Here is a 13,564-nt window from a genome sequence, read left to right on the forward strand (position 1 = left end):
CATTCGGAAAGTGCGACCCGACCTTTCCTCCCGAAAGCCCGCAGCCGGCCTTTCGGCTCTCTCGCCGCCAGGCGGGCTGGAAGAAGCGCATTATACGCTGCCGAAAGGAAAAACGCACGGCCGCCACACAAATCCTTGCTCGGGCACATCGAGGCTCGTGATAGAATCAACGATTACCGTTTTCAAGGCGGCCCCGTGTCATCGGCGGGGTGCGCCCGACACAAGGAGATGCCCATGACCAAGGGAACCTATTCGTTCACCACTCCTATTTATTATGTTAACGCGGCCCCTCACTTGGGGACGGCCTACACCACCGTCGCCGCCGACACCGTGGCCCGCTACCAGCGCATGAACGGCTACGATGTGGCCTTCGTCACCGGCATGGACGAGCACGGGCAGAAGGTGGCCGACACCGCCGCCTCCAAGGGCATGCCCCCCCAGGCTTGGTGCGATTCCATGGAGCCGGCCTTCCGCGAGGCGTGGGACATGCTGGGCATCACCTACACCGACTTCGTGCGCACCACCGAGCCGCGCCATGCCCGCACCGTTCAGAAGTTCTGGGGCGACTTGCACGACCGCGGCTACTGCTACAAGGACTCCTACGAGGGCTGGTACTGCGTCCACGAGGAAACCTACTACGCCGAAAGCGACCTGGAGAAGAATGAGGAGGGCCAGCTCGTCTGCCCCGACTGCAAGCGTCCCGTGCAGCGCATGTCCTCGGGCGAGGAGAACTGGTTCTTCCGCCTGTCCGACTTCCAGCAGCCGCTGCTTGACTTCTACGCGTCGCACCCCGACTTCATCCGTCCCGAAACGCGCCGCAACGAGATCGTGGCCTTCGTGGAAGGCGGCCTGAAGGACCTGTCCATCTCCCGCTCCACCTTCGACTGGGGCGTGCCGTTGCCCTTCGACGAGGGGCACGTGGCCTACGTGTGGGCCGACGCGCTGCTGGCCTACCTCACCGGCATCGGCTACGGCGACGACGAGAAGCGCGCCGGCGAGTTCGAAGCCCGCTGGCCCATGCAGTACCACTTCGTGGGCAAGGACATCACCCGCTTCCACTGTGTCATCTGGCCCGCCATGCTCATGGCCGCGGGGCTGCCTGTGACGCACACCGTGTTCGGCCACGGCTTCTTGCTGACCAAGGGCGAGAAGATGTCGAAGTCCAAGGGCAACGGCGTCATGCCCGCCGACCTGGTTGAGGTCTTCGGCGTGGACGCCTACCGCTACTACTTCATGACCGACGTGCAGTTCGGCCAGGACGGCAACATCTCCATGGAGCGCATGGTGCAGGTATACAACGCCGATTTGGCGAACACCTGGGGAAACCTGGTCAGCCGCGTGTTCAACATGACGAAGAAGTACTTCGACGGACGCGTGCCCGAAGCCCTCGTGAACGTGCCCGGCATGGACAATCCGCTGGCCGCGGTGGCCGCCGAGCTGTACGGCACCTACGACGAGTGCATGGCCCAGGTGGACTTCACCGGGGCCGCGGCGGCGGTGCAGAAGCTGGCCGAGGCCGCGAACCTCTACGTCGAGCAGGCGGCGCCGTGGACGTTGGCGAAGGACCCGGCCAAGGCCGACCAGCTGGCCTTCGTCATGTACAACCTGCTGGAGTCCATCCGCATCATCGCGCTGTACATGGCGCCCTTCATGCCCAACACCTCCGCCGAAGTGTGCCGTCGCCTGGGGCTGGCCGACCCTGCGCTGGTGGAGGACATCCAGGCGGCAACGGTGTGGGGCCAGCTGCCCGCCGGTAACGCCGTGGAGGTAGGGGACCCGCTGTTCCCACGCCTCGATACCGATGCCATCAGCCTGGAGGAGTAGGCCTTTCGTGGAGACAGCAGACGTGCAGGGCGCAACGAACGACGAGCCGGCCGAGCCGGTCTTCGGCGACGGGCTCTTCCGCCAGAAGCGCAAGAAGGGGAAGTACCGCGTGGTGCCGCCGCCGATTCCGGCGCTGGAAGCGCCCGTGGCCGACACCCATGCCCATGTGCAGATGCTCGCCGATCCGGCGGCCGAGCTGGCCCGGTGCGCCGTGCACGGGGTGGGCTTCGTCGCCTGCGTGGTCGATCCGTCCGAAGATGGCGACGATCGGGGCTATGGCGAGCTTGCCGGTTGGCGCGAAGGGGCAACGGCGCGGGCCGGGGCCTATGCCGATGGGGTGCGCGGGCAGATGGCGGGGGAGTGCGAGACGACCGAGGGGGGTTCGGAGCGCGATGAGGCTGCGGTTTCGGCCGTGCCGACATGCGACCTTCTGGGGCTGCGGGTGCCCGACGTGCGCTTCATCGTGGGCGTCCACCCCCATAACGCGAAGGACTACGAGGGCGCCCGCGGGCGCCTGCGGGAGCTTCTGGCCGATCCGCGGACGGCGGCGCTCGGCGAAATCGGCCTCGACTACCACTACGACCTGTCCCCCCGCGACGTTCAGCGCCAGGTGTTCCGCGACCAGATTCGGCTTGCCAAAGAGGCGGGGCTGCCCATAGCGCTGCATGTGCGCGAGGCTCACGACGACGCCTTCGCCATCCTGGGCGAGGAAGGGTTCCCGGCCGCGGGCACCCTGCTGCACTGCTTCAACCTGGACGAGGTCGAGGTGGCCCGCTGGGTGGAGGCCGGCTGCTTCGTTGCCTTCGGAGGCCCGCTTACCTTCAAGGCGGCCGACGATGTGCGCCGCGCCGCCGCCCGCGTTCCGCGAAACCGCCTGCTTACGGAAACCGACTCTCCCTACATGACGCCGGAGCCCATGCGCGGGATGCCCTGCGGACCGGCTCATACCGTCTTTACCGCAGCCTGCTTGGCGGAGGTGCTGGGATGCGCTGCCGGCGCGCAGCGGCAGCAGCTGCTCGAGCAGCTTATGGCCAATGCGCGCGGGCTGCTTGACCGGGCGCCTACCGCATGGCAGCTCGCCTATGGGAAAGGGGATGATGCCCGATGAAACGCCTGGTGATTTGCGGTTCCCCCCGTGCGGCGGGACGAAGCCGCGCCCTGGCCGAGGCCGTGGGCGAAACCTATGCCCGTGCCGGCGGCGCGGTGAACCACGTGAACCTCTCCGACGTGCGCATCGCCCCCTGCACCGGCTGCGAGCGGTGCGCCGTTTCCGAGCGCACCCCCGGCATCGACGATCTGTACTGCATCATCGCCGACGACATGATGACGGTGCGCGAACTCATGAACGCAAGCGACGAGCTGACCGTGGTGTGCCCGGTGTACTTCTCCGGGGCGCCTTCCCAGTTCAAGGCTTTTCTCGATCGTTTGCAGCCGTACTACTACAGCTCGAAGTGGCGTGCTGCGAAGAAGCGGCCGGCCCACCTGTTCGTGGTGGGGGAGGGCGGCGACCCGCACGGCTTCGCTCCGCTGGTGGGGGAGGTGCGCTCGGCTCTGTCCGTGGCGGGATTTCGGCTTGATGCCGTCCATGATTGGGTGGGCCGCGTTGAGGCCGACGGGTCGCTTGCGGGGTCCGACCGATTGCGCGAGCAGCCCGAAGCGCTTTTAGCGGAAGGGTCCGCGCCGGCGAGCGACTACCTGTTCATCGAACCCGACGGCATCCGCCCGGCTGGCGCGTTCTCGGCCTGCAAGGCGTCGCATACGCAAGCTGCCGCCTGCGTGTCGGTGCGCCCCTTGGACGATGCGGCAGCGCAGGAGGCGGACTGTGGGTAAGGCGTCCCCCTACGCAAGCCTTTCGGCCACGCGGGCCGTGCTGGACGCCCATGGGCTGCAGGCGAAGTACTCGCTTGGACAGAACTTCCTGGTCAACGACGACATCGTGCGCAAGTCGCTGGAGCTTGCCGAGGTGGGCCCCGGCGATGCGGTGCTGGAGGTGGGTCCCGGCATCGGCACGCTCACCTGCGCGCTTCTGGGTGCGGGCGCCCAGGTTGCGGCGGTGGAGCGCGACGCCGATCTGCCTCCCGTGCTGGCCGAGACGACTGCGCCGTGGGCCGAACGCTTCGCCTTGGTGCGCAAGGATGCCCTCGACCTTTCCGCAGGCGACCTAGCGCAAGCCTTCGACTCGCTCGGCGTTGCGTCCGGTCTCGGCGAGGGCGGTGCGGCGCCTTCGCGTTTTGGGGCGGCGGGGACCGAGCTGACGGCGCCCGCGGCCGAACTCCTTCCCGGCTTCAAGCTGGTTGCCAACCTCCCCTACGCCGTGGCCGCCACCCTGGTGCTCGACTACTTCCAGCGCTTTCCCACCATGACCTCGGCTACGGTCATGGTGCAGCGCGAGGTTGCCGACCGGATGATGGCGCACCCCGGCACCAAGGCCTACGGCGCGTACACGGTGAAGCTGGGCTTCTTCGCCCGTCCGGCGGGTCGTTTCCCCGTGGGGCCTGCGAACTTCTTCCCGCAGCCGCGGGTGGAAAGCGCCGTGATCAGGCTCGACCGAGTTGCGGCTCTCGGCGACGCGTGCGCGTCCGACCCTCGCGCGGGCGCCCGTACCGACGATGTGCCCGACTCCCTCGCCGCTTCGGCCGCCGACCTGTCTGCCGCCTGCCTCATGGCCGACGCCGCCTTCGCCAGCCGCCGCAAGACGCTGGCGAATTCCTGCAAGCAGTTCTTCTCGGGCCGGGGGGCGGCAGGGGCGCGCATGGCCGAGCGGCTCCCGGAGCTTTTCGCCGCGGCCGGCATCGATTCGAAGCGCCGGGGCGAGACCCTCGACCGCGCGGAGTTCATGCGCCTGGCCTGCGCTTGGCGGTCTATGTCGGACGCCGCCCGCGGATGCAAGGACGAGCCGTCGATCGAGAGCGAGGAGGGGCCGGCCGTATGAATTCGGGAAACGTCCACCATGTCGGCCAGCCTATAGTGTTCGAGGGTTACCTCGACGATTTCGACAACGGCGTGGCGGCGGTGCAGTTCAGCTTGGACGACGGGGTGTCCTGGACCGACTACGACACCTCCAATGCCGTGGCGGAAGCGGGCTTGAGCTGGCGGTTCGTCTACACCCCCGAGGAAGCGGGCTGCTATCTGCTCAAGGTGCGCGCGAAGAGCCGCTCCGGGGCGGTGTCCCCGTTGGTCTCCGGCTTCGCCTTCGAGGTGCTTCCATGACGGGCGGTTCCGACTGCGTGCGCTCCCGGCGCTGCGATTCGCTCCCGGGCCGCGAGCCGCCTGCGCTATCCGCCGGCTGCTTCTCCGCCGCCGCACCCGAGACGTTCGGCTCCTTCGGGCTTCGCGCGGTGGGGGGCGGTCCGCTTGAGGGGGCTCGCCTGTTCCGCTCGCGTCAGCTTGCCGGCATGACGGCGGCCGAAGCCGACGGGCTCGCTCACGGCCTGGGCGTTCGCGCTATCTACGACATCCGCGGCCAGCGCGAGGTGCTGGCCGCCCCCGAGCCTTACGTTGTGGGAACCAAGACCATCCAGCTGACCCCCGAGGAGGGGCAGCGTCCGAAGTCGGCGAGCCAGCGCCTGGTGGCCGGCGTGATCGGCGAGTACGGCGCTCCCGAGGAGCGCATGCGGGCGAACTACCGCCGCTACGTGCAGGAGTACCCCCTTATGGGCACCGCTTTGCGCTCCATCGCGGCCGAGGGGGTGCCGGCGCTCATCCATTGCGTGAACGGCAAGGACCGAACCGGCGTGCTGAGCGCGCTCATCATGGTGATCGGGGGCGCGCACCCCGACGACATCATGGCCGACTACCTGGCTACGAACCAGGTGAACGCAGCTCAGATAGCCGAGGAGGCCGAGCGCTTGGGAGAGGGCATGACGCCCTACGAGCGCGCCATCCTCCTGTCGTTTCTGGAAGCGCGCCCCAGCTACCTGGCCGCGTTCTTCGACGAGGTCGCCCGCCACTACGGCTCCCTGGAGCGCTACCTGGTCGAGGGGGTGCGCATCACCGCTCCCCAGCTCGCGCAGCTGCAAGAGCTCTACGGGCGATAGCCACAGAAAGGAAGCACCATGCATCGCATCCTGTTCGTCTGCCACGGCAACATCTGCCGTTCCCCCATGGCGGAGTTCGTTATGAAGGATTTGACGGTCAAGCGCGGGCTGGCCGGGGATTTCGCCATCGAATCGGCGGCGTGCCGACGCGACGAGCTGGGAAATCCCGTTCATCGCGGCACCCGGCAACGGCTGGCCCGGGAGGGCATCTCCTGCGCGGGCAAGACGGCCCGGCTGCTGCGCGCGGACGACTACGACGCCTTCGACGTCATTGCGGCCATGGACGAGGAGAACATGCGCGACATGGCCAGGCTCTTCGGCGGCGATTCGCAGGGGAAGGTGCGCAAGCTGATGTCGTTTGCGGGAAGCTCGCGCGATGTGGCCGATCCTTGGTACACGGGTGATTTCGACGCCACTTACGACGACGTGCTTGCCGGCTGCACGGCGTTGCTCGACATGCTCGAACCTGTGCGGAAATGACGAGCGGCTCTGCTGCTGCGCTACAATCTGGTGTATGAGCAACGATCGAAAACCAAACGACCGGGCGCATGGGGGCGCGTCCGCTGACAAACCGCGCGCTGCCAAGGCGCCCTCGGCCGTGTACATGCTGTTCGCCATCGTGGTGCTGGGCTCTGCGCTGGGCAATTTGTCCCAGACGGCCGTGAACGCCATGATGGCCGACATCATGGTCGGCTTCGGCGCTGGAGTGGAGGTGGGGCAGTGGCTTACCACCAGCTACATGCTGGTGCTGGGCGTCACGGTGCCGGCTTCCACGTACCTGCAGCGCCGCTTCTGCGTGCGGGTGCAGGTGCTTCTGGCCTTCGGGCTGTTCATCGCGGGAACGGCGCTCAGCCTGGCTGCGCAGGGCTTCGCGATACTTCTGGCCGGGCGCATCCTGCAGGCGGTGGCGGCGGGCATTCTGCTGCCGGTCATGCAGACCGTGGCCATGACGGGCTTCGGTCCGGGCAAGCAGGCCACGGCCATGGGCATCGCCGGGGTGGCTTTGGGTTTCGCGCCGAACATCGGGCCCACCATCGGCGGCGCCATGAGCTTCGCCTGGGGTTGGCGCAGCTTCTTCGCGCTCATGCTGGCGTTGCTGGCGGCACTGGCGCTGTGGACGCTGGTCGCCGTGCGCCGGCAGCCCTCGCCCGATTCCTCGGCTCGCCTCGACGCGGTTTCCCTGACGCAGTCGACGCTTGGTTTCGGCGGCGTGCTGCTGGGCTTCTCCAACGCCAGCAGCCTGGGGCTGGCGAGCGCGCTTGTGTGGGGGCCGATGCTGCTGGGCGTGTTGTTCCTGGTGCTGTTCGTTCGCCGCCAGCGGCGCGTGGCCGACCCGCTGGTGTCCATGGGTATTTTCCAGTGTCCGCAGTTCACCTGGGGATTTATCGCCCAGTGCCTGCTCACGGCGTCGTTCATGGGCATTACGCTGCTGGTTCCGCTGTACGTGCAGAACCTTTGCGGCGGCACGGCGCTCGACGCCGGCGTGGTGCTGCTGCCGGGCACCGTGGCCGCATTGGTGCTGAACCCCCTTGCCGGCGTGCTGACCGACCGCGCGGGCATCCGCCCGGTAGCCCTTGCAGGAGGCGTCTTGCTGTCGGCAGGAGCCGTGTCCATGGTGTTTCTTTCCGCCGATACGCCGCTCTGGCTTTCCATGGTGCTGCAGGGCGTTCGCGCCTGCGGGGTTTCCACCCTCATAGGGCCTCTGACGGCGTGGTCGCTGGCGAAGCTGCCGCGCCCGCTGGTTGCCGACGGCTCGGCGTTCTCCATCGCGGCCCGCCAGGCCACCGCATCGTTCGGCACCAGCGTCATGGTGCTGTTCGTGTCGGCGGCGGCGGTGGCGGCGATAGGGGCGGCCGCTTATGTCCTGGCCTTCGGCTTTTCGGCGGTGATGGCCCTGGCGCTGCTGGTCTGCATCGTGGCGAAAGTGCGCTGAGCCGCGTCGTCGTCGGCCATCGCGTATAATCCGTACTCCAGGGCCGCCGACGGGGCTGCCATCTCTCTTAACGAAGGGTGCGTACATGGCGTTTGTGCTGGGATGCGAGAAGCTTTCCGTGGAATTTCCCACGAGGCAGGTGCTCGCCGAGGTGTCGCTGGGCGTCAACGATGGCGACCGTATCGGCATCGTGGGCCGCAACGGCGACGGCAAGTCCACGTTGCTGTCCGCCCTGGCTGGGGTGTTGGAGCCCACGGGTGGCCGCGTGCTGCGCAAAGGCGGCACCACGGTGGGGTTGCTGGGGCAAAGCGACGGCCTGCGCGACGACGACTCGGTGGGGCGCGCCATCGTGGGCGATGCGCCCGAGTACGAATGGGCCGGCAGCGCCCGCATCCGCGATATCCTGGACGGCCTGGTCTCCGACATCCCCTGGGACGCGCCGGTGGGCACGCTTTCCGGAGGCCAGCGCCGCCGCGTGGACCTGGCGCGGCTTTTGGTGGGGGAGTGGGACGTGCTGGCGCTGGACGAGCCGACGAACCACCTGGACGTGCGCGCCATCACCTGGCTGGCGAACCACCTGAAAGGCCGCTGGCGTGCGGGCCAGGGCGTGCTGCTGGTGGTCACCCACGACCGGTGGTTCCTCGACGAGGTGTGCACCGGCATGTGGGAGGTGCACGACGGGCGCGTCGAACCCTTCGAAGGCGGCTTCTCGGCCTACATCCTGCAGCGGGTGGAGCGCGACCGGCTGGCCGCCCTGGCCGAGCAGAAACGCCAGAACGCCGTGCGCCGCGAGCTGGCGTGGCTCTCGCGGGGCGCCCGCGCCCGTTCGACGAAACCGAAGTTCCACGTGAAGGCGGCCCAGGCGCTCATCGCCGACGTGCCGCCCCTGCGAAACGAGCTGGAGCTCAAGCGCATGGCCATGGCGCGTCTGGGCAAGCAGGTGGTCGACCTGGAATCCGTGACCGTGCGCTTCCCGCCCCGCGGCGAGGGCGCGCCGGCCAAGACGGTGCTCGACGGCGTGGAATGGATCATAGGGCCGGGCGACCGCTACGGCATCGTCGGCGACAACGGTGCGGGCAAGACCACGCTGCTGAAGGTGATCGAAGGGGCACTGGCTCCCACCGCCGGGCGCGTGAAGATCGGCAAGACGGTGCGCTTCGCGGTGCTCTCGCAGCATCTGGACAGCCTCTCGCAGTTCGGCGACGACCGCGTGCGCCAGGTCATCGGCCGCTACAGCCGGCGCGTTATGCTGGACGGCAAGGAGCAGACGCCCGCGCAGTTGCTGGAGCGCCTGGGCTTTTCCAAGGCCGACCTCAACGAACCGGTGTGCGATTTGTCCGGCGGGCAGAAGCGGCGGCTCGCGCTCATGCTCATCCTGCTGGACGAGCCCAACGTGCTGGTGCTCGACGAGCCCGGCAACGACCTGGACACCGACATGCTGGCGGCGGTGGAGGACCTGCTCGACGCCTGGCCCGGCACGCTTTTGTTGGTGACCCACGACCGCTACCTCATGGAACGGGTGACCGACCACCAGTTCGCGCTGGTGAACGGCAAGATCGTGCACCTTCCCGGCGGCGTGCAGGACTATCTGGACATGACGGCCGAGCCGGGCGCGGCGCAGACGGGCGCAGGCGTCAAGGGAGCGCCGGCGGCTTCGAAGGCCGCGCGGTCGGCGACGGGCGCCGCGGCTGCCGGCTCCCAGGCGGCAGGCGATGGCGCTGGCGGCGACGGCGAGACGAAGCTTTCCGGCGGCGAGATCCGCGCGCTGCGCAAGGCCATGCAGTCTGCGGAGCGCAAGATGGAGACCCTGCGCGGGAAGATTGAGGCGGCGCAGCAGGCCATGCTGTCGGTCGACCCCACGGACTTTCAGGCCCTAGGCTCCAAACAGGCCGAAATCGACGAGCTGCAGGAAAAGCTCGAAGAGCTGGAGGCGGAATGGCTGGAAGCCGCCGAGGCCCTGGGGGAGTAGCGTTTCGGCGAGAAACTGGCGTGGCGCCTGAAAACGTTGCAAAGGACGGACAGGGCGAGGGCGCTGAGCGATTCCGCAGCGGCGGAGAGCTTCGATCAAGGCAACCGCACGAGCGAGGGCAAGCGAAGCGCCCTTGTCTCGTCTGCCCCATTACGGGCTGTAGGCCAAAAGTCTAGCGCATGAGCAGGTGGATGATCCTGTTCTTCCAGTTTGCCGGCGGCATGTTGCGCACAGGTACGTCGCACCAGGTAGGCTTCGCAAGCGTCGACTTCATGTGGGTGAAGCAGTCGAATCCCGCCTTGCCGTGGTAGGCGCCCATGCCGGAGTTGCCCAGGCCTCCGAAGCCCATGTGGTTGTTCGCCAGGTGCACCACGGTGTCGTTCACGCAGCCGCCGCCGAAGGGCAGCTCCTGAATGACCCGCTGCTGCACTTCCCGGCTCTCGCTGAACACGTAGGTGGCCAGCGGGGTGGGGAAGGTACGCACCACGGCGAAGGCATCGTCCAGGTCGCGATAGGACACGATGGGCAGCACAGGCCCGAAGATCTCCTCGCCCATGACGGCGTCGTCCAAGGTCACGCCGGTCATGACCGTGGGCTCGATGCGCAGGGTTGACTCGTCGAAGCTGCCGCCGAAGGCCACCGCCGCCCGTTCCCCGCGGTTCTCGATCAGTCCCAGCACCCGGCCGAAGTGCTTCTTGTTGATCATGTGCGGCCACCAGTCGCAGGTAAGGGCGTCGTCGGTGTAGTAGGCGGCGAAGCTGCGGCGAAGTTCGGCCACCAGGTCGTCCACCACCGACTCGTGGGCCAGGATGTAGTCGGGAGCCACGCAGGTCTGCCCGCAGTTGAGTCCCTTGCCCCAGGCGATGCGCTCGCCGGCGCGGCGCAGGTTGGCGTCAGCATGCACGATGCAGGGGCTCTTGCCGCCCAGCTCCAGCGTGATCGGCGTCAGGTCGCGGGCCGCTGCTGCCATGATGGTGCGCCCGATGCGGGGGCTGCCGGTGAAGAAGATCTTGTCCCACTTCGCTTCCAGCAGCCAGTCGTTCATAGACCTGGAACCGGGGAAGCCGCATACGAATTCATCGGGAAATGCCTGCTCAAGAATAGAAAGCATCACCTCGGAGGTATGCGCCGACTCGCGCGAGGGCTTAAGCGCCACGCAGTTGCCGGCGGCGATGGCGTCCACGATCGGCACGAGCGCCAGCTGCAGCGGGTAGTTCCACGGGCTCAGCACCAGCACCACGCCGTAGGGCTGCGGGTACACCTTCGAGCTTGCGGTGAAGTGGGCAAGCGGCGTGGGCACCCGTTTCGGCTTCGCCCAGCGGCTCAGGCGGGAAAGGCAGGTGGAGATCTCGTCGTAGACCAGCCCGAGTTCGGTGGCGTAACCTTCGAAAGCGCTTTTCCCCAGGTCGGCGGTGAGGGCTTCCAGAATCCTGTCCTCGTTGGCGCGCAGGGCGTCGCGCAGCTGCACGAGCGCCTGCTTACGGAAGGCCAGCGGGCGCGTGAGGCCCGAATCGAAGGCGGCGCGCATGCGCCGTGCCTGGTCGCGGACGGATTCAAGGCTTTCGAAAGAGCTCATGGTACCTCGATTGGTCGGAATCGGCAGGGTGCGGCTGCCATTGTAGCCATTCCCCATCAGGGCAAAGCCACAAAGCGTAAAACAGCTACGGTACGTAAGGATTACGAAGGGTACACCAGTTGGTGTAATTCCATGTCGCAGAGATGACAATCCCTGCGGTCATCTTTTGCGGAAATGCAGACGTGATAAGGTGGCGCCATCACATTTGCAAACGGTGCGACCGCCCCTTCGGAGAGGATCGGCAGATCGCACAGGACCTTTCAAGGAGATCGAACATGAGCGAGACGAACGGAATCCCCCAGAATCCCTCCCAGCAGCCCCAGGGCGGCGAGCCGGTGCAGCCCGAGGCGCGTCCCGTCGAGAGCGCGCAGATCGTCGAAAGCGTTGAGGGCGCGTCGGCGGTGGAGGTTGCCGAAGCGGTCGAAGCCGCACCTGTGGCCGAGGTAACCGAGGTCGTGGAAGCCGTCGAGGTCGTGCCGGCCGTCGAGAGCGTGCAGGTTGTCGAAGCTGCCGAGACCGTGCCTGTCGTCGAGTCCGCGGTCGCGCCGCAGCCGGTGCAGCCCGCAGCGGCGCCCGTTGCCCCTGCGGCCCCGGTGCAGCCCCAGCACCAGGCCCCTGTGGCGGCCCACCCCCAGCATGCGGCCTACGGCCAGGGTCAGACCCAGCCGCTTCACGGCAGCTACGTGACCATTCCCGCCAACCCGGCCCCCTCTTCGGCCCAGCCCCAGGCGCCCACCGGCCAGCCCTACAACTACACGACCCCGGCCGACCAGCGCGCCGCCCATCAGGCTGCTCCGGCTGCCAAGCCCGCTTCAAACAAGTCCGCAGGCAAGACCTTTGCCATGGGCTTCGCCGGCGCCGCCTTGGCGTGCTGCTTGGGACTTGGTGCCTTCGGCATCTGGGAATCCACCAACGCCCAGCCGGCCAACGCCACCCATTCCGACACCCAAAGCGGTGTGACCCTGGGCGCCACCACCGACAAGGAGATCGTGGTGGACGGCGACGACATCACCCTGCCCGAGGTGGTGGCCGACAAGTGCCTGCCCTCCGTGGTGGCCATCGACGTCTACACCGACGCGTCCGCGGCCTACGGCTACGGTTACGGCTACGGCGTGTCCCAGGACTACGGCTCCAACCTGCAGAAGTCCTCGCTCGGTAGCGGCGTGGTGCTTTCCGAGGACGGCTACATCGTTACGAACAACCACGTGGTGGAAGGTGCCGACGCGCTGAAGGTGACCATCGAGGGTCAGGAGTACGATGCCGAGATCGTGGGCACCGACCCCTCTTCCGACCTGGCCGTGATCAAGGCCAAGGACGCCTCCGGACTCACCCCCATGGAGCTGGGCGACTCCGACGACCTGATCATCGGCGAGTGGGTTATGACCCTTGGCAGCCCCTTCGGCTTCGAGCAATCGGTGGCCACGGGCATCGTGTCCGCTACCAGCCGCTCCCAGACCATGTCCGCTAGCACCGACATGTTCGGCAACGCCACCGGTGACACGACGGTGTACGCGAACCTCATCCAGACCGACGCGGCCATCAACCCGGGCAACTCCGGCGGTGCGCTGGTGAACGCCGAAGGAAAGCTCATCGGCATCAACACCCTGATCACTTCCTATTCCGGCAACTACTCCGGCGTCGGCTTCGCCATCCCGGTGAATTACGCGGTCAACATCGCCCAGCAGATCATCGACGGCAAGACCCCCAGCCATGCGCAGCTCGGCGTGTCGCTGTCCACGGTGACGCCTGAGATGGCCCAGCGCTACGGCCTGGCTTCCGAGAGCGGCGCCTACATCGCTGCGGTGAGCCCCGATTCGGCTGCCGCCGAGGCGGGCATCGAGGCCGGCGACATCGTGACCGGCTTCGATGGCAAGGCGGTGGAGTCCGCCGACGACCTGATGCTGGACGTGCGCGGCAAGAACCCCGGCGACGCGGTGACCCTCACCGTGGTGAAGCCCGACGGCTCCACCAAGGACGTGACCGCCAACCTGGGCTCCGACGAGGCCTCCCAGCTGGCTGCCCAGCAGCAGGAGCTCGAGCAGCAGCAACAGCAGCCCCAGCAGGGCCAGGGCGAGCAGTACGGCTACGGCCAGGGCGGTCGCGGCGGCCAGGGCGGCAGCATCCTGGACGAGCTGTTCGGCTCCAACCGCTAGGAAACGGTCCAAGCCCCAGTGCCCCAGGCGCTGTGCCCATAAGCAGCCTAAACGCTGCGCTCCTCGAAGAAG

General features: G+C 67.5%; 11 protein-coding genes. 10 read left to right on the top strand and 1 reads right to left on the bottom strand.

What is annotated here, in order from left to right:
• Window positions 1–234: 234 nt before the first annotated feature.
• The 9 genes from metG (at window position 235) to NFR41_RS02700 (ending at window position 9,763) form a co-directional block, all read left to right on the top strand.
• A complete protein-coding gene (metG, locus tag NFR41_RS02660) occupies window positions 235–1,824 on the top strand; it encodes a methionine--tRNA ligase (protein WP_251230617.1) in 1,590 nt (529 codons plus the stop codon).
• Between the two features lie 7 nt (window positions 1,825–1,831).
• The gene (locus NFR41_RS02665; protein WP_251230618.1) at window positions 1,832–2,932 is read left to right on the top strand and encodes a TatD family hydrolase; all 1,101 of its coding nucleotides are present in this window, start codon (window positions 1,832–1,834) and stop codon (window positions 2,930–2,932) included.
• Window positions 2,929–3,654, top strand: a complete 726-nt coding sequence (locus NFR41_RS02670; protein ID WP_251230619.1) for a flavodoxin family protein — start codon at window positions 2,929–2,931, stop codon at window positions 3,652–3,654. The genes NFR41_RS02665 and NFR41_RS02670 overlap by 4 nt, the downstream gene beginning before the upstream one ends.
• A complete protein-coding gene (locus tag NFR41_RS02675) occupies window positions 3,647–4,756 on the top strand; it encodes a ribosomal RNA small subunit methyltransferase A (protein ID WP_251230620.1) in 1,110 nt (369 codons plus the stop codon). The genes NFR41_RS02670 and NFR41_RS02675 overlap by 8 nt, the downstream gene beginning before the upstream one ends.
• Entirely contained in the window at window positions 4,753–5,034 is a 282-nt protein-coding gene (locus NFR41_RS02680) for a hypothetical protein (protein ID WP_160212669.1), read from the top strand. Before NFR41_RS02675 ends, NFR41_RS02680 begins: the two co-directional genes overlap by 4 nt.
• Window positions 5,031–5,861 carry a tyrosine-protein phosphatase gene (locus NFR41_RS02685; RefSeq protein WP_251230621.1) on the top strand — a complete coding sequence of 277 codons (831 nt, stop codon included), beginning with the start codon at window positions 5,031–5,033 and terminating at the stop codon, window positions 5,859–5,861. Before NFR41_RS02680 ends, NFR41_RS02685 begins: the two co-directional genes overlap by 4 nt.
• A gap of 18 nt (window positions 5,862–5,879) precedes the next feature.
• On the top strand, window positions 5,880–6,341 hold the full coding sequence (locus NFR41_RS02690; protein ID WP_251230622.1) for a low molecular weight protein-tyrosine-phosphatase: 462 nt from the start codon (window positions 5,880–5,882) through the stop codon (window positions 6,339–6,341).
• Window positions 6,342–6,465: 124 nt separating this feature from the next.
• Window positions 6,466–7,794, top strand: coding sequence for an MFS transporter (locus tag NFR41_RS02695; protein WP_251230670.1), 1,329 nt, complete (start codon window positions 6,466–6,468; stop codon window positions 7,792–7,794).
• Window positions 7,795–7,879: 85 nt separating this feature from the next.
• Window positions 7,880–9,763 carry an ABC-F family ATP-binding cassette domain-containing protein gene (locus NFR41_RS02700; RefSeq protein ID WP_251230623.1) on the top strand — a complete coding sequence of 628 codons (1,884 nt, stop codon included), beginning with the start codon at window positions 7,880–7,882 and terminating at the stop codon, window positions 9,761–9,763.
• A 172-nt stretch (window positions 9,764–9,935) separates the two neighbouring features.
• On the opposite strand, the gene NFR41_RS02705 is transcribed toward NFR41_RS02700, so the two are convergent.
• Entirely contained in the window at window positions 9,936–11,339 is a 1,404-nt protein-coding gene (locus NFR41_RS02705; protein ID WP_251230624.1) for an aldehyde dehydrogenase, read from the bottom strand.
• Window positions 11,340–11,614: 275 nt separating this feature from the next.
• On the opposite strand from NFR41_RS02705, the gene NFR41_RS02710 reads away from it, so the two are divergent.
• Window positions 11,615–13,492, top strand: coding sequence for a S1C family serine protease (locus NFR41_RS02710; protein ID WP_251230625.1), 1,878 nt, complete (start codon window positions 11,615–11,617; stop codon window positions 13,490–13,492).
• Window positions 13,493–13,564 lie beyond the last annotated feature (72 nt).

This window comes from Adlercreutzia aquisgranensis (genome assembly GCF_943193145.1).
Classification (GTDB): Bacteria; Actinomycetota; Coriobacteriia; order Coriobacteriales; family Eggerthellaceae; genus Xiamenia; species Xiamenia aquisgranensis.

Bases quoted from the DNA above. Each gene is read 5' to 3' on its own strand.
- NFR41_RS02690 (WP_251230622.1), top strand. From the start codon at position 5,880: ATGCATCGCATCCTGTTCGTCTGCCACGGCAACATCTGCCGTTCCCCC.
- NFR41_RS02700 (WP_251230623.1), top strand. From the start codon at position 7,880: ATGGCGTTTGTGCTGGGATGCGAGAAGCTTTCCGTGGAATTTCCCACG.
- NFR41_RS02705 (WP_251230624.1), bottom strand. From the start codon at position 11,339: ATGAGCTCTTTCGAAAGCCTTGAATCCGTCCGCGACCAGGCACGGCGC.
- NFR41_RS02695 (WP_251230670.1), top strand. From the start codon at position 6,466: ATGCTGTTCGCCATCGTGGTGCTGGGCTCTGCGCTGGGCAATTTGTCC.
- NFR41_RS02680 (WP_160212669.1), top strand. From the start codon at position 4,753: ATGAATTCGGGAAACGTCCACCATGTCGGCCAGCCTATAGTGTTCGAG.
- NFR41_RS02685 (WP_251230621.1), top strand. From the start codon at position 5,031: ATGACGGGCGGTTCCGACTGCGTGCGCTCCCGGCGCTGCGATTCGCTC.
- NFR41_RS02670 (WP_251230619.1), top strand. From the start codon at position 2,929: ATGAAACGCCTGGTGATTTGCGGTTCCCCCCGTGCGGCGGGACGAAGC.
- metG (WP_251230617.1), top strand. From the start codon at position 235: ATGACCAAGGGAACCTATTCGTTCACCACTCCTATTTATTATGTTAAC.
- NFR41_RS02710 (WP_251230625.1), top strand. From the start codon at position 11,615: ATGAGCGAGACGAACGGAATCCCCCAGAATCCCTCCCAGCAGCCCCAG.